General features: G+C 75.6%; 15 protein-coding genes. 10 read left to right on the top strand and 5 right to left on the bottom strand.

Annotation, left to right across the window (positions count from 1 at the left end; translation table 11 throughout):
• Positions 1-52: 52 nt before the first annotated feature.
• The 3 genes from lnt to D7223_RS24440 all read left to right on the top strand — a co-directional run bounded on the left by lnt (position 53) and on the right by D7223_RS24440 (position 3,095).
• Positions 53-1,612 (top strand): apolipoprotein N-acyltransferase, encoded by a 1,560-nt coding sequence (gene lnt, locus D7223_RS24450; RefSeq protein ID WP_420330345.1) that lies wholly within the window; start codon positions 53-55, stop codon positions 1,610-1,612.
• Positions 1,613-1,651: 39 nt separating this feature from the next.
• Complete coding sequence (locus D7223_RS24445; RefSeq protein WP_120730775.1) at positions 1,652-2,461, top strand: polyprenol monophosphomannose synthase; 810 nt, start codon at positions 1,652-1,654, stop codon at positions 2,459-2,461.
• A 109-nt stretch (positions 2,462-2,570) separates the two neighbouring features.
• On the top strand, positions 2,571-3,095 hold the full coding sequence (locus D7223_RS24440) for an FxsA family protein (protein WP_120730774.1): 525 nt from the start codon (positions 2,571-2,573) through the stop codon (positions 3,093-3,095).
• A gap of 63 nt (positions 3,096-3,158) precedes the next feature.
• Here the strand turns inward: D7223_RS24440 and D7223_RS24435 are convergent, their stop codons facing one another.
• Positions 3,159-3,500, bottom strand: coding sequence for an RNA polymerase-binding protein RbpA (locus D7223_RS24435; RefSeq protein ID WP_007460094.1), 342 nt, complete (start codon positions 3,498-3,500; stop codon positions 3,159-3,161).
• Between the two features lie 224 nt (positions 3,501-3,724).
• On the opposite strand from D7223_RS24435, the gene D7223_RS24430 reads away from it, so the two are divergent.
• A complete protein-coding gene (locus D7223_RS24430) occupies positions 3,725-5,206 on the top strand; it encodes a peptide MFS transporter (RefSeq protein ID WP_120730773.1) in 1,482 nt (493 codons plus the stop codon).
• A gap of 18 nt (positions 5,207-5,224) precedes the next feature.
• Here the strand turns inward: D7223_RS24430 and D7223_RS24425 are convergent, their stop codons facing one another.
• The gene (locus D7223_RS24425; protein WP_120730772.1) at positions 5,225-5,815 is read right to left on the bottom strand and encodes a pyridoxamine 5'-phosphate oxidase family protein; all 591 of its coding nucleotides are present in this window, start codon (positions 5,813-5,815) and stop codon (positions 5,225-5,227) included.
• Positions 5,816-6,148: 333 nt separating this feature from the next.
• Between D7223_RS24425 and D7223_RS24420 the strand changes: the two genes are divergently transcribed.
• On the top strand, positions 6,149-7,354 hold the full coding sequence (locus tag D7223_RS24420) for a LysR family transcriptional regulator (protein WP_147252519.1): 1,206 nt from the start codon (positions 6,149-6,151) through the stop codon (positions 7,352-7,354).
• A gap of 27 nt (positions 7,355-7,381) precedes the next feature.
• Here the strand turns inward: D7223_RS24420 and D7223_RS24415 are convergent, their stop codons facing one another.
• Positions 7,382-8,500, bottom strand: a complete 1,119-nt coding sequence (locus tag D7223_RS24415; RefSeq protein ID WP_120730770.1) for a coiled-coil domain-containing protein — start codon at positions 8,498-8,500, stop codon at positions 7,382-7,384.
• Positions 8,501-8,527: 27 nt separating this feature from the next.
• A complete protein-coding gene (locus D7223_RS24410; RefSeq protein ID WP_120730769.1) occupies positions 8,528-9,871 on the bottom strand; it encodes an MFS transporter in 1,344 nt (447 codons plus the stop codon).
• Positions 9,872-9,942: 71 nt separating this feature from the next.
• Here D7223_RS24410 and D7223_RS24405 point away from each other — a divergent pair, with 71 nt between their 5' ends.
• The 3 genes from D7223_RS24405 to D7223_RS24395 are packed head-to-tail and all read left to right on the top strand — an operon-like array spanning position 9,943 to position 12,824.
• Positions 9,943-10,602, top strand: coding sequence for a TetR/AcrR family transcriptional regulator (locus D7223_RS24405; protein ID WP_238162189.1), 660 nt, complete (start codon positions 9,943-9,945; stop codon positions 10,600-10,602).
• Positions 10,603-10,662: 60 nt separating this feature from the next.
• Positions 10,663-12,009: a flavin-containing monooxygenase gene (locus tag D7223_RS24400; protein ID WP_186832218.1), complete on the top strand. Its 1,347-nt coding sequence runs from the start codon at positions 10,663-10,665 to the stop codon at positions 12,007-12,009.
• Positions 12,006-12,824, top strand: a complete 819-nt coding sequence (locus D7223_RS24395) for an SDR family NAD(P)-dependent oxidoreductase (protein WP_120730768.1) — start codon at positions 12,006-12,008, stop codon at positions 12,822-12,824. Before D7223_RS24400 ends, D7223_RS24395 begins: the two co-directional genes overlap by 4 nt.
• An 81-nt stretch (positions 12,825-12,905) precedes the next feature.
• Here the strand turns inward: D7223_RS24395 and D7223_RS24390 are convergent, their stop codons facing one another.
• Entirely contained in the window at positions 12,906-13,859 is a 954-nt protein-coding gene (locus tag D7223_RS24390; RefSeq protein WP_120730767.1) for an NAD(P)/FAD-dependent oxidoreductase, read from the bottom strand.
• Between the two features lie 111 nt (positions 13,860-13,970).
• Here D7223_RS24390 and D7223_RS24385 point away from each other — a divergent pair, with 111 nt between their 5' ends.
• Complete coding sequence (locus D7223_RS24385) at positions 13,971-14,549, top strand: helix-turn-helix domain-containing protein (protein ID WP_120730766.1); 579 nt, start codon at positions 13,971-13,973, stop codon at positions 14,547-14,549.
• A 94-nt stretch (positions 14,550-14,643) separates the two neighbouring features.
• Positions 14,644-15,135: a DnaJ family domain-containing protein gene (locus D7223_RS24380; protein WP_120730765.1), complete on the top strand. Its 492-nt coding sequence runs from the start codon at positions 14,644-14,646 to the stop codon at positions 15,133-15,135.
• Positions 15,136-15,152 lie beyond the last annotated feature (17 nt).

Here is a 15,152-nt window from a genome sequence, read left to right as displayed (position 1 = left end):
CAGCCGCAACCAGGCCGACGAGGCACCCCCGTCCCAGGACGCCGCCGCCGCGGTGGCCCTGCCGGTGGCCGTCGTCCTCGCGGTGCTCGCCGGGGTCGCGCTGCTGCTGGCCTTCCCCCCGTACGGGGTATGGCCGCTGGCCCCGGTGGGGGTGGCGGCGCTGGCCGTCGCGGTGCACCGCCGCCGCCCGCGGGCCGGGGCGGGCCTGGGTTTCCTGACCGGGGTGGCCCTGTTCGCGCCGATGCTGAGCTGGACGAATCTGCACACCGGCTACCTGCCGTGGGTGCTGCTGTCGCTGCTGCAGGCCGGTTATCTGGCGCTGCTGGGCGCCGCCGCCGCGTACGCCTCGCCGCTGGCCGACCGGTTCCGGGTGGCGTGGCCGGCGGTGACCGCCCTGCTGTGGGTGGCGCAGGAGGCGTTGCGCGACCGGACCCCGTTCGGCGGGTTCCCGTGGGGGCGGCTGGCGTTCAGCCAGGACGACTCGCCGCTGCTGCGACTGGCCGCGTGGGGCGGCGCCCCGCTGGTGACCTTCGCCGTCGCCCTGACCGGGGGATTCCTCGCCGCCGGTGTGGCCACCGCCGCCGGGCGGCCGGGTCGGCGACCGTGGGCGCCGGTGGCCGGGTTGGCCGCCGCGGCCCTGGCCGTGCCCGCCGTCGGGCTGCTGGTGCCGGTCGGCGCCGCCGATCCCGGCGCGGCGGTGCGGGTGGCGATCGTGCAGGGCAACGTGCCGCGGCTCGGGCTGGACTTCAACGCGCAGCGGCAGGCGGTGCTCAACAACCACGCCGACGCCACCGTCGAGCTGGCCCGGCAGGTGCAGGCCGGTGCCCAGCGCCGCCCCGACCTGGTGGTGTGGCCGGAGAACTCCTCGGACATCGACCCGCTGCGGGACGCCTCGGCCGGCGCCCGGATCTCCGCGGCCGCCGACGCGATCGGGGCGCCGATCCTGGTCGGGGCGGTGCTGCGCGGCCCCGGTGTGGGGCAGGTGCGCAACGCGGGGCTGTTGTGGCGTCCGGGCAGCGGCCCGGACCTCGCCCAGCTGTACACCAAGCGGCACCCGGTGCCGTTCGCCGAGTACGTGCCGTTGCGTGACGTCGCCCGGATGGTCAGCAAGGAGGTCGACCGGGTCCGCGCCGACTTCGTGCCCGGCACCGAACCGGGTGTGCTGCGCACCGGCCCGGCCGTGTTGGGTGACGTCATCTGCTTCGAGGTCGCCTACGACGAGGTGGTCCGGGACACCGTCACCGGCGGCGCGCAGCTGCTGGTGGTGCAGACCAACAACGCCACGTTCGACGTGGCGGAGGCCCGGCAGCAGCTGGCGATGGTGCGGTTGCGGGCCGTCGAGCACGGCCGGCCGGCGCTGATGGCCTCCACGGTCGGGGTGTCCGGGTTCGTCACCCCCGACGGGCGGGTAAGCGACGCCACCGGGTTCAACACCCGCGCGGTGGTGGTCCGCGAGATGCGGCTCGCCGACGGGCGCACCCTGGCCACCCGGGTCGGGTTGTGGCCGGAGGTGGCGCTGACCGCGCTCGCGGTGGCCGCTCTGGCCGGCGCGGCGGTGCTGCGCCGGCGGCGTGGCGCGGCCGGCGAGCCGGGGTGGCCGCACACCGGATGACGGCCGGCGGGACTGCGCCGGCGGAGGGGGAAGCGACCAGTGGCCGAAGCGACCGAGGTCCGCACGCCCGAATCGGGACACCCCGGACCAGGTCGGGTGCTCGTGGTGATCCCGACCTACAACGAGGCCGACAACGTACGGCAGATCGTCACCCGGGTACGGCGGGCCGCCCCGCAGGTGGAGGTGCTCGTCGCCGACGACAACAGCCCCGACGGCACCGGCGCGCTGGCCGGCGCGCTGGCCGACGCCGACCCTCGGGTGCACGTGCTGCACCGCGAGGGCAAGCAGGGACTCGGCGCGGCCTACCTGGCCGGTTTCGCGTGGGCACGCGAGCGTGGCTTCGACGCGGTGGTGGAGATGGACGCCGACGGCTCGCACGCCCCGGAGGAACTACCGGCGTTGCTGGCCGCCGCCGCCGACGCCGACGTGGTGATCGGGTCCCGGTGGACCGAGGGGGCGCGGGTGGTGAACTGGCCGCTGCGGCGGCTGCTGCTGTCCCGCGCCGGCAACCTGTACGCGCGCCTCGCGCTGGGTGTGCCGGTGTCCGACGCGACCGGCGGCTACCGGGTGTACCGGCTGGCGGTGCTGGACGCCGTCGACCTGGACGCGGTGTGCTCCCAGGGCTACTCGTTCCAGGTGGAGCTGGCCCGGCTGGCCCATCAGGCGGGGGCGCGGATGGTGGAGGTGCCGATCACGTTCGCCGAGCGGGAGCGGGGCACCAGCAAGATGAGCCCGCTGATCGTGGCCGAGGCGTTGTGGCGGATCACCATGTGGGGGGTGCAGGACCGGCGGCGGGCGGTGCGCCGGGGCGTGCACGGCACCCCCACCGGTCAGGTGCGGTGGCCCTGAGTGTGGGCGTGTCATGCTGGACGGGTGGTGACGCCCCACCGGCCGCGGGTGGACCGGACACGAGCGGACACAACCGGACGAGGGCCCCACGCAGGGTGGATGGGGTGAGATGCGCCGAGGACTGAGATTCGTACCGCTGGCGCTGCTGCTGGCGGTGGTGCTGGAGCTGGTGGTGTTCGTGGCCGTCGGCCGGCAGGTCGGGTTCGGCACGGCGGTGCTGGCGGTGTTCGTCGCGTCGCTGCTGGGCCTGGTGCTGCTGCGCCGCGAGGGGATGCGGGCGTGGCGGGGTTTCCGGGCCGCGGCCGAGGCCGGCCAGCCACCGGGGGCGCAGGTCACCGACGGCCTGGTGGGGCTGGTCGGGGCGCTGCTGCTGGCGGCGCCGGGCCTGCTCAGCGGTCTGGTGGGGTTGCTGCTGCTGGTGCCGCCGTTGCGCCGGTTGTCGCGCGCCGGTGTGCGACGCGCCGCGGAGCGGCGGGTGTCGTCGATGGTCGCCGGTGACCTGTTCGGGCCGCGCCGGGTGCGGGTGCGTCGCGGCGACCCGCAGCCGCCGCCGGCGCCGCCGACGGCCGAGCCCACGGTGGTCGACGGCGGCCGGGCCATCGAGGGCGAGATCGTCGAGCCGGGCCGCAACTAGGATTCGGGTACGGCGAGCGCCCCCGGCAGCCGAGGCTGCCGGGGGCGCTGTCGTGCGGGTGGGTCAGGCGCGACCGCGGCGGGTGCGGACCTCCTGGAGCCGTTCGGCGAGGATGTCCTCCAGCTCGGCGATCGAGCGACGCTCCAGCAGCATGTCCCAGTGGGTACGCGGCGGCTTGGCCTTCTTCTGCTCCGGCTCGTTGCCGTCGACCAGCCGCGCGACGCTGCCGTCGAACTTGCACTCCCAGGTCGTCGGGACCTCGGCGTCGACGGCGAACGGCACCTCGAACTGGTGGCCCTTGGCACACAGGTACTCGCGGGTCTGCCGCGGCGCGAGCTCCGTGTTGCGGTCGGATTCGTAGCTGACCGCGCCCAGCCGGCTTCCGCGCAGCATACGCTCGCCCATGATCGACTTCCCCTCGTTCGTGGTGCTGGTCTTCTGGTCCAACGGCCCGTACCCGCCGGGCCATTCCCGCCGGTGGCGTCGCCGCGTGCGCGGTCGGGCCGACCCAAGGGTAACCGGCCGCGCCGCGCACCCGACGCGCACGCGGCCCGACCCGGTCGAAACGGTGGAGTGTTTCCGCCGCCAACGGGGATGTCAGCCGCCCCGAGCGACAGCGGAGGTCCGCCATGACCAGTGAGACGCCGGTCGCCGCCCGGCCACCCGCCGGGCGGGGCTTCTTCGGGCACCCGCCCGCCCTGGCGACCCTCTTCCTCACCGAGATGTGGGAGCGGTTCAGTTTCTACGGCATGCGGGCGATCCTGGTGCTGTACCTGACCGCGTCGGTGGCCGACGACGGCCAGGGGCTGGGGGAGTCCACCGCCAACGCCGTGTACGGCACCTACAACGCGATGGTGTACCTGCTGGCGCTGCCCGGCGGGTGGGTCGCCGACCGGCTGATCGGCGCGCGCCGCAGCGTCCTGGTCGGTGGGATCGTCATCGCCGCCGGTCACTACGTGATGGCGATCCCGGTGCGGTGGAGCGTCTTCGCCGGGATGGCGCTGATCGTGGTCGGCACCGGCCTGCTCAAGCCGAACATCTCCAGCATGGTGGGTGACCTCTACGACCGGGACTCGCCCCGCCGCGACGCCGGCTTCTCGATCTTCTACATGGGCATCAACCTGGGCGCGTTCCTCGCGCCGCTGGTCACCGGTTTCCTCGGCGAGAAGATCAACTGGCATCTGGGGTTCGGTGCGGCGGCGATCGGGATGACCCTCGGCGTGATCCAGTACGTCCTGGGCGGGCGGCGGCTCGGCGACGCCGGCGCCCGCCCGGCCGACCCGCTGCTCGGCGCGGACCGCCGCCGGGCGCTGTGGCGCATCGGCGCGGCCACCGCCGTGGTGGTGCTGGTGGCCGCGGTCCTCGCCCTGGCCGGGCTGTTCACCGTCGACACCGTGGTCAACCTGCTCACCGCGGTCACCGTGCTGGTGACCGTCGTGTACTTCGCGCGGATCCTGCTGGACCGGGAACTGAGCCCCACCGAACGCAACCGGATGAAGGCCTACGTGTGGTTGTTCGTGTTCGCCGCCGCGTTCTGGTTGATCTACGACCAGGCCGGGTCGGTGCTGAACGTCTTCGCGGCCGAGGACACCGACCGTGACGTCGCCGGGTTCACCTTCCCGGCGTCCTGGCTCCAGTCGGTCAACCCGATCCTGATCATCATCGGGGCGCCGCTGGCCGCCCTGCTGTGGGTGCGGCTGGGCCACCGGGTGTCCACCCCGGTGAAGTTCGCCGTCGGGCTGGTGCTCAACGGCCTGTCGTTCGTGCTGATGGCCGCCGCCGCGCGGGCCGCCGTCGGCGGCGACCTGGTCTCCCCGTGGTGGCTGGTCGCCGTCTACGCCGTCCAGGTCGCCGGTGAGCTGTCACTGAGCCCGGTCGGGCTGTCGGCCACCACCAAACTGGCCCCGGTGAAGTACGCCAGCCAGATGTTGGGCCTGTGGTTCCTCGCCACCGCCGTCGGCGACGCGATCGGCGGCCAGGTCGCCCGCCTGGCCGACACCTGGTCACCGCCGGTGTACTTCCTCGCCTTCGGCCTGGCCTCGGTGCTGCTCGGCGGCGCGGCGGTGCTGTTCACCCGGCAGATCCGGACCCTGATGGCCGGCATCCACTGACCGCGGCCGGCCGGAAGGTCAGGCCACCGGGGTGGGCGGCAGCGGCAGCGGCAGGCCGGGGAGGCCGTCGATGCTGGTGGCGACGTGGTCCTTGCCGGCGAAGTAGCGGTCCAGCGACGCGTCGTCCTCCCGGGCGAACCGCTTGGCGTGCAGGTCCCGGTCGGCGTCGTAGGTCATGAACGGCACCGCGTAGCCGCAGGTGTCCCGGATCAGCTCGGCGCGCACCACGATGATCGCCCGCAGGCCGTGCTGGCTGGTGTCGATGTCCGGGAAGTGGGCGGCCAGCGTGGTGAAGCGCGGGTCGTCGCGGAACACCGGCTCGCCCCGCCCGTGCACCCGCACGATGTTCGGCGGGCCGGTGAACGCGCACCACATCAGCGTGATCCGGCCGTTCTCCCGCAGGTGGGCGACGGTCTCGGCGTTGGAGCCGGCGAAGTCCAGGTAGGCCACGGTGTGCCCGTCCAGCACCGCCCACGAACCGCGCAGGCCCTTGGGCGACAGGTTGATGGTGCCGTCACCGGACAGCGGAGCGGTCGCGGTGAAGAACAGGGGCTGCTCCTCGATGAAGGTGCGCAGCCGGCCGTCGATGCGTTCGTGTGTCTTCCCCATCGCCCCATCATCACCCCGCCCCGGCCCGGAGTGCTGCCCCGTATCCCAGCAGGCGGTCCACGAGGCCGCCGGCGACCGGGGCGGTGGCGGTGACCGGGTCGCCGTGGGTGAAGTCCCGCGTGCCGATCCGGGAGTGCGGGCCCTCGCCGGGCGTCCGGTTCGACGGCCGCCCGGCGTAGAAGTAGCAGAGCCCCCGTCGCGCCGGACGAGGCCGTACGACGACCGGCGCGCAACGGCGGGTTGAGCTGCGCGATCGTCCGGTCGGAAGAATTCCATCAGGGTTAGTCGATCGCCGGCACTACCAACCGGCGCGGCTGCCATACCATTCGGGGCGTGGACTCGGTGGATCTGCGGTTGGTGCTCGGGGTTGCCGACGGAGCTGACCAGTCGGCCCTCGCCAGCCGGCTCGGGCTCGGCGAAACCGCCGTCCGCAAACGACTGCGCCGGCTCGCCACCTCCGGCGCCACGCCGTGGCTGCGCCGGGCGGGCAGCGGCTACCACCTCACCGACGGGGGCCGGGCCGCCCTCGGCGCGATCGGCGAGGCGGCTTCGGCGTGCGCGGCGGTCACCGCCGTCCTCGGCGTCGAGGTCCTGCCGGTACGGCACGTACGGGTGGTGACCGCGATCCTGGCCAGCGGCTCGATCAGCGGGGCCGCCCGGCAGCTCGGGTTGCCCCAGCCTTCGTTGAGCGCCCAGCTGAGCCGGATCGAACGACGCTGGGGAAACGTGCTGTTCCAGCGCGCCCCCGGCGGGGTGTCCGCCACACCCGCGCTCGACCGGTTGCTGCCCCACCTGCGGCTACTGGAGAAGTCGCTGTCCCGGTTGGCGGCGACGGGAATGCCCGAGGACGACCCGGGCGTACCCTGCGACCTGGAGGTGGCCTGCGAGTTCGGATTCACCGGACTTCTCGACGCGCTCCGTGACGAGGCGCTGGTCGACGTGCAGCAGCACATCGTGAGCGTGCCCGGCCCGGACTGGACCCCCGACATGCGCAACGCCGACATCTGCGTCTACGCCGACCTACCCCTGGCCAGCCTCACCACACCGCCCGGATGGACCACGGCCGTGGCGTTCGAGGAACCGGCGTACGTGCTCCTGCCCCGGACAGCGGTCAGCGACCGGGAGACCGTCGAGCTGCGCGATCTGGCCGGCCACGACTGGCTGACCGGGCCGGCCGGCACCCGGAACCACCGGTCGGTGCTGGCCGTATGCCGTGCCGCGGGCTTCGTGCCCCGGGTCCGGTTCACCGCCCTCAACGGACCCAGCGGCCGGCACATCCTGGAGGCGGGGGAAGCGGTGGCTCTCACCAGCGCGACGCTGGTTCCCGCCGGTGCGCTGCGCACCGTACGGCTCGCCGAGGACCTCCGAGTCCGGCTGGTGGTCGGATGGCGGCACGGTGGCCCGGCCACCGCCACCGCCGAATGGATGGTCCGGTGGCTGCGCGAGCAGCACGTCCAGCGGTTGGCGCAACGGCGTCCGGAACTGCTTGCCGAACTGCGGGCCGATCCGGTCGGCTGGCCCGGTTACGTCGACGCCTGACCCGCTCGACCGCACCTGGCGGGTGGGTCAGGGCGTCGGGCGGCCGGGGGCCAGGCCGGCCAGCGCGGCGGCGAGGTCACTGACCTGCTTGGCCAGCCGGGTCACCTGCTGCCGAGCCTCGTCCCGGTCGGACTCGGCGGCGTGCAGCCGTACCGTGAGCTCCGCCAGCCTGCCCTCGGCGGCGCTCGTGGCGGCCCGCGCGGCGGTCAGGTCCTCTCGCGACGCGTCGTGCCGGCCGGCCAGGTCAGCCAGGTCCGCGCGGGCCCGTTCCGCCGCCACCGACGCCTGCTCGCGGGCGGCGTCGGCCTGCCGGCTCGCCCGTTGCGCCTCGACGGCCTCCGCCGCCGCCCGCTCGGCCCGCGCGTGCGCCTGCTCGGCGGTCACCCGCCAGCGATCCGCCTCCGTCCTGGCCCGGTCGGCCTCGCCGCGCGCACGGTCGGCGCGGTCCAGCGCCTCGGTGGCGGCGCGTTCGGCGTCGGCGCGGGCCGCGTCCCGCTCGGCGTTGGCCTCGGCGGCGCGGCGCCGCTCGGCCTCCACCTCGACCCGCAGGGTACGCAGCTCGTCGCGGGCCGCGTCGCGGTCCCGTTCGGCCTGCACCCGCAACGCCTCGGCGGCGCCGGCGGCGTGCCGGGCCTGCTCGCGGGCCGTCTCCGCCTGCTGCGCCCGCTCGGTGGCGGCGGTGGTCTCCGCGGTGGCGTGGCGGGCCTGCTCGCGGGCGGCCTCGGCGTCGGCCACCGCGACCCGGGCCTCCTCCCGGGCCCGCACGGCCGCGGCGGTGGCGTCCTCGGCGTCCCGGCGGACGTCGTCGCGTTCGGCCTGCGCCGCCGCCACCTGGGTGGCCGCCTCGGCGCGGGCCTGCGCCACCTGCCGTTCCACCCCGACCGGGGACAGCTCGGCGTGCAGCGCCTCGCTGAGGGTCGCCACGATCTGGTCGAGCCGGTCCACCGCCTCCCAGGTGCGGGCGACCTGACCGGTCAGGCCGGGGGCGTTGCGGTGCCGCATCCGGTTGTTGCGCGACGCGCGCTGGCAGGCGCCGTCGTTGTCCCGGCAGTACCGGAACGGGCGGCCGGCGCCGGCGCGCTGCGGCACGTCGCGCCCGCAGTGGGCGCAGGGGCGGGTCTCGGGGTCGGTGGCCGGGGCGTCCATCGAGGGCGAAGTGTAGTGCCGGGCGGCTCAGGCGTCGGCGCGGGCGGCGCCGTCGAGGGTGTAGCGGCGTTGCAGCAGCAGCGCCGCGAGCATCGCCGCGGCTGGCAGCAGCCCGAATCCCCAGCGGATCGCGTCCAGCGCGGCGTCGGGCTGCACCACGGTCTCGCCGGCGGCGGAGGCGACGAAACCGCCGGCGGCCAGGCACAGCGCGTACGCCCAGGGGCCCAGCGCCGCGCCGGTGGCCTCGGTGGCGGTCCACACCCCGGTGTAGGTGCCGGCGGCGCCACCACCGGCGCGGATCACGTCCGGGACCATCGAGAAGGGCAGCAGCTGCATCCCGGCGAACGCGACCCCCAGCACCGCCACCGCGGCGACCAGCACCGGCAGTCCGGCCGGGCGGCCCACCGCCAGCACCAGGGACCCGGCGGCGAAGGCGCCCTGGGCGGCCAGCAGGGCCCGCTGCTTGCCGACCCGGCGGGCCACCGCCAGCCACCCCGGGGTGACCAGCAGCGCCGGGGCGACGAACGCCGCCACCAGCACCGTGGTCAGGCCGGGACGGCCCAGCTCGTACTCGGCGTAGTAGGGCACCCCGGCGAGCACCAGGTGGGTGGTGGTGGACATGGCCAGGTACGCGCCGACCAGCCAGCGGAACTGCCGGTCCCGCAGGGCTTGCAGCAGCGCCCGCCAGCCCGCCGCGTGCCCGTCCGGCCCGGCGGCGGCCCGGCGCAGCCGGGCGATCCCGGTCACGCCGACCAGCATGGTCACCAGCATCCCGACCGCCAGCAGCACGCCCATCCGCTGGTAGCCGGCGCGGGTGGCGGAGTCCCCGCCGGCGATCAGCGGCGCCAGCAGGCCGGAGACGAGGATGCCCAGGGTCAGCACCACCATCCGGAAGGCCATCAGCCGGGTCCGCTCGTGGTAGCCGATCCGCAGGTCCGCCGGGGTCGCCAGGTAGGGCACCTGGTAGGCGGCGAAGAGCAGGTTGCCGGCGACGAACGCCACCGCCACCCAGGCCGCGGCCGGCGCGCCGGTCAGGCCGCCGGGCACCGCGAACAGCGCCGCGAACGCCAGCGGCAGCGCGCAGCCGACCAGCAGCAGCCGCCGCCGGTCACCCCGGCGGGCCAGCTCGACGTCGCAGCGGTGCCCGATCCACGGGTGCAGCACCACGTCGGCGATCTTCGGCAGCAGCAGTGCCAGGCCGGCCAGCCACGGCGCGACGGCCAGCACGTCGGTGAGGAAGTACAGCAGCAGGAGTCCGGGCACGGTCACCCAGACGCCCATGCCGACCGACCCGGTGGCGAAGCCGAGCAACGGCCCCCGGGGCAGGGCGGTGACGCCGGTACCGGCCGGCTGCTGGTCGAGCCCGCTCATGGCCGCGTCCTCTCCGGGCGTACCGCCCGCCAATCCAACGGATGCTGGATTGTAGGGGCAGAATGGCGGCCATGACCATGCCCCGCCGCCGCCCGGGTCGGCCCCGCCGCGACGAGACCCGACCCACCCGGGAGGTGGTGCTCACCGCGGCCGCCGCGCTGTTCGCCCAGCGGGGTTTCGACGCCGTCGGGCTGCGGGAGGTCGCCGCCGCCGCCGGGGTCGACGTCGCGACGGTCGCCCACCACACGGGTACGAAGGCGCAGCTCTACGACGCCTGCTTCGCGCGGGTGTTCGAGGCCGAGCGGGACGTGCTCACCGCCGCCGCCGAGCACGCCCGCGCCGCCCTGGCCCAGGGACCGCCGGCGGCGCTGCGCGCCCTGCACGACCTCGTCGACGTGTTCGTGGACTTCCTGGAGGACCGGCCGGAGACCACCGCGCTGTGGCTGCGCCGCTGGCTGGAGCCGCAGCGGCACGCCGAGCTGGACCAGCGGTACGCCGCGCCGCTGTACCGGCTGGTCGCCGAACTGCTCGACGCCGCGGCGGCCAGCGGCGCGCTGGTGGAGCCGACCCCGCTCGTGACGGTGCGGGCCCTGGTCTGGGCGGTGCACGGGCACGTGGTGGCCCTCGCCGCCGGCGGGGAGTCCCCGGCGCGGCAGCGCCGCGAGTTCCGGGTGTTCGTGCACCGCTTCCTCGACGGGCTGTACGGACCGGCGGGTCCGGCCGGCCCTTGACGCGCCGCACCGAGGAGGCCATTATCCGACAGTCGTTGGATTAATCGGAAGGAGCCGGCCGTGGACCCGCAGCCCTCGGTGGCGGTGATCGGCGCGGGCGCGGCCGGCCTGGCCACCCTCAAGGCCCTCGCCGACGCCGGTGTGCCCGCCGTCTGCTTCGAGGCCGGTGACCAGGTCGGTGGGCTCTGGGTCTACGGCGCCACCGGCTCGCCGGCCTACCGGACCCTGCACCTGAACACCAGCCGCACCCGCACCGAGTTCGCCGACCACCCGATGCCGGTGGACTGGCCGGACTACCCCGACCACGCCCGGATCGCCGGCTGGCTCACCTCGTACGCCGACCGGTTCGGCCTGCACGCCGCGATCCGGCTGCGGCACACCGTCGACCGGGTGGTGCCCGAACCCGGCGACCGGTGGACGGTGCACGCCGACGGCCCGGACGGACCGGTCCGGGTCACCGTCGACGCGGTGGTGGTCGCCAACGGCCACAACCGGGTGCCCAAGCCGCCGCAGCCCGAGCCCACCGGCTCCGGCACGGTGCGGCAGATACACAGCCACGCCTACCGGGGCCCGGAACAGCTCGCCGGCCGGCGGGTGCTGGTCGTCGGCGGCGGCAACTCCGCGATGGACATCGCCGTGGACGCCTCGTACGCCGCCGAGCGGACCCTGCTGTCGCTGCGTCGCGGCGTCTGGGTGGTGCCCAAGCACCTGCTCGGCCGGCCGTCGGACACCCTCAACGGCGCCCTGGCCCGCCGGCTGCCCTGGCGTATGCGGCAACGGATCAGCCAGACCCTGCTCACCGCCACCGTCGGCGCGCCCGCCCGGCACGGCCTGCCCGCCCCGGCGCACGGGTTCCTCCAGGACCACCCCACCCTGTCCGACGGGCTGCTGTCCCGCCTGGCGCACGGCGAGATCGAGGTGCGGCCCGGCGTCGCCGGCTTCGACGGCGACCGGGTCACCTTCACCGACGGCCGCGCCGACACCGTCGACCTGGTCGTCTGGTGCACCGGCTACCGGGTGGAGCTGCCCTTCCTCGACCCGGCGCTGCTCGCCGACGGCGCGGAGGGACTGCCGCTGTACCGGCACATCTTCCACCCCGACGCCCCCGGACTGGCGTTCGTCGGGCTGATGCAGTCCACCGGCGCGGCGTTCCCCCTGGTTGAGGCGCAGGCCAAACTGGTCGCCGCGCACCGCGCCGGCCGGTACGCCCTGCCCGACCGGCAGCGCCAGCACGCCGACATCCGCGCCGAACTGCGCGCCGCCACCGCCCGCTGGGGACAGCGCCGCCCGGCGATGCGGGTGGACTTCGACACCTACCTGGCCCAGCTGCGCCGCGAGTTGACCGTGGGCGCCCGCCGCGCCCAGCGCGCCGGCAGCGCGACCCGCGCCGACGGGGGTGACCGATGAACGCGCTGCACGGCCGCCGGGTCGTGGTCACCGGCGCCCGGGGGACCTTCGGCCGGCAGCTGTGCGCCGCCCTGCGCGACGCCGGGGCGGACGTCGTCGGCCTCGACCTGCGCCCCGGCACCGCGGCCGGGGTGCCGGTGCTCGGGTGCGACCTGACCGACCCGGCCGCCGTGCCACCCGCCGTCGCCGCCGCCGTCGACCGCCTCGGCGGGCTGGACCTGCTGGTCAACAACGCCGGCGTGGGCGGCCCGGCCCCCGCCGAGCGGGCACCCGACGAGGCGGTCCACCGGCAACTGGAGGTGAACCTGCTCGCCGCCTGGCGGACCACCGCCGCCGCGCTGCCCGCCCTGGAGGCCGCCCGCGGACGGGTGATCTTCGTGGCCAGCCGGATGGCCCTGCTGCCACTGCCCCTGGCCGCCGCGTACGGGGTGAGCAAGCGCGCCCTGGTCGCGTACGCCGACGCGCTGCGCCACGAGGTGGGCACCCACGTCGGGGTGAGCGTGGTCTACCCGAGCATGGTCGCCTCCCCGATCCACGACAGCACCGCCGAGGCGGGACTGTCCCTGGGCGGGGTGTCCCGCTTCGAGCCGGTCGAGGGCGTGGTGGCGGCGATCCTGCGCGCCGCGACCGCCCGCCGGGCACCCCGGGACGTCGCCACCACCGGGCGGGGCCGGCTGGAGATGGCCCTGGCCCGGCACGCGCCGGGGCTGGCCGACCGGCTGGTCCGGCGTACCGTCGAAAAGCGCGTGGCCGCCGGGGACCTGGACGCGGCGCCGCTGGCCGAGGGAATGCGCCGCCGGCACCGGGCCGGCTGACCGTACCCCCACGGGTCATCCGCCGGCCCGGTGCGCGACGCCGTGCCCGCCGGTCGCCCACTACACGTCCGGCGTCTGCCGTCAGCCGGCGCGGCGCGCGGCGACCGCCCGCCGGGTGTCCTCCGCCATCAGGTCCGCGTTGATCATCGCCCCGGCGTTCAGGCCGGCCGCGGCGGCACCGATCACCTGCAGGCGCGGGTCGGCGACGTTGCCGGCCACCCACACGCCGGGCACGTCGGTGGCGCCGGACGCGTCGGCGGACACCGCCGTGCCGATCACGTGCCCGCCCATCTCCTGCGGCGCCGCGGTCAGGCCGAGACCGGTCAGCAGGTCGGCGCGCGCCGCGAAGCGTGGCGCGACGACCAGGGCGGCGCGGGGCACCACCAGGCCGGAGACCAACCGGACCCCGGTGAGCCGGTCGTCGGCGACCTCCAGGGCGGCGACCTCGCCGTCGACCACCGCGACGTCGCGGGCGGCGAGCTGCTCCTGCTCCTCGTCGCCGAACGCGGGCGCGGTGTGCCGGAACATCGTCACGTCGGCGCTCCACTGCCGCCACAGCAACGCCTGGTGCACGGCCAGAGGCCCGGTGGCCAGCACCCCGATCGGCTGGTCACGCACCTCCCACCCGTGGCAGTACGGGCAGTGCAGCACGTCCCGGCCCCACCGCGCCGCCAGGCCCGCGACCTCGGGCAGCTCGTCGACCAGACCGGTGGTCACCAGCAGCCGCCGGGCGCCCACCGCGCCGCCCCCGGCCAGCGCAAGCCGGAACCCGCCGTCGACCCGCTCCGCCGCGGCGACCGTGCCGGTGACGACCTCTGCGCCGTACCCGGTGACCTCGGCCCGACCGGCGGCCAGTAGCTCCGCCGGTGGCGTGCCGTCGCGGGTCAGGAAGTTGTGCACGTGTCCGGCGGGCGCGTTGCGCGGCGCGCCGGCGTCCACCACCAGCACCGACCGGCGGGCCCGCGCCAGGGCCAACGCCCCGCTCAGCCCGGCGGCGCCGCCACCGACCACCACCACGTCGTACGTCTCACGCATGGTCCTTCCCCCCTCGTCTCCGGCCGGGCTGTCCGCCCCGCCGTCGGTTGCGACGATGCGCCGGCCGTCGCAGTATGGCAAATGTTCTTGCTGGTATGGCAACATCGCGGGATGAGTGACCTCGGCGACGTGCTGTCCGCGGTCGGTCCGCGCCTGCGGGCCCTGCGCGAGCGCACCGGCACCACCCTGGCCCAGCTGTCCCGCACCACCGGCATCTCGGTGAGCACCCTGTCCCGGCTGGAGTCCGGCCAGCGCCGGCCCACCCTGGAGCTGCTGCTGCCGCTGGCCCAGGCCCACCAGGTACCGCTGGACGAACTGGTCGACGCCCCACCCACCGGTGACCCGCGCGTACACCCCCGCCCGGTGCGCCGGCACGGCGTCACCTACCTGCCGCTGACCCGCCGGCCCGGGGGAGTGCGGGCGTTCAAGCTGATCATGCCGGCGGGGACGCCGGGCGGTGAGCCGGACCCGCGCAGCCACGAGGGATACGAGTGGCTCTACGTGCTGTCGGGACGCCTGCGGCTGGTGCTCGGGGCACGTGACCTGGTCCTCACCGAGGGCGAGGTCGCCGAGTTCGACACCCGGGTGCCGCACTGGCTGGCCAACGCCGCCGACGAGCCCGCCGAGCTGCTGATTCTCTTCGGCCCGCAGGGGGAGCGGGCGCACGTGCGGGCCCGCCCGGCAGGCTGACGCCGGGAATGCCAGGTACGCCCGCTGCGCTGAATTCTCCCGGCGGCCCCGCCCCGGCCGCCCGCGTTACGGTGGCCCGGGAGGTGGCGGGGACATGGACAGCTGGGAAGCGACGGTCGAGGCGCAGATCCGCGGCGCCCAGGAGCGCGGCGAGTTCGACAACCTGCCCGGCATGGGCAAGCCGATCCCCGGCCGGAACCTGCCCTACGACGAGGCGTGGTGGATCAAGAGTTTCCTGGAGCGCGAGTCCCTGCCCAGCGACCTGCTGCTGCCCACCCCGCTGCTGTTGCGGCGAAAGATCGAGCAGGTGCCCGCCGAGGTGCGGGACCTGCCCACCGAGGAGTCGGTGCGCGCCTTCGTCGCGGTCCTGAACACGGAGATCATCTCCTGGCTGCGCAACCCGTCCGGGCCCCGGGTGGTGGTGCGGCCGGTCAACGCCGACGACACCGTACGCCGCTGGCGGGAGGACCGCCGGCGCGCCGCCCCGGTGGACCGGCCGCCGGTACCCCCGGTGGCACCGACCCCGTCCGCCGGACGGTGGCGGCGCGGCTGGTGGCAGCGGTGGTGGCGGTCCCGGACGACCTGAGCGCCAGCATCGCCGCC

It is taken from the genome of Micromonospora endolithica, from assembly GCF_003626595.1.
GTDB lineage: Bacteria > Actinomycetota > Actinomycetes > Mycobacteriales > Micromonosporaceae > Micromonospora > Micromonospora endolithica.
This window is presented reverse-complemented; position numbering and strand designations above follow the sequence as displayed.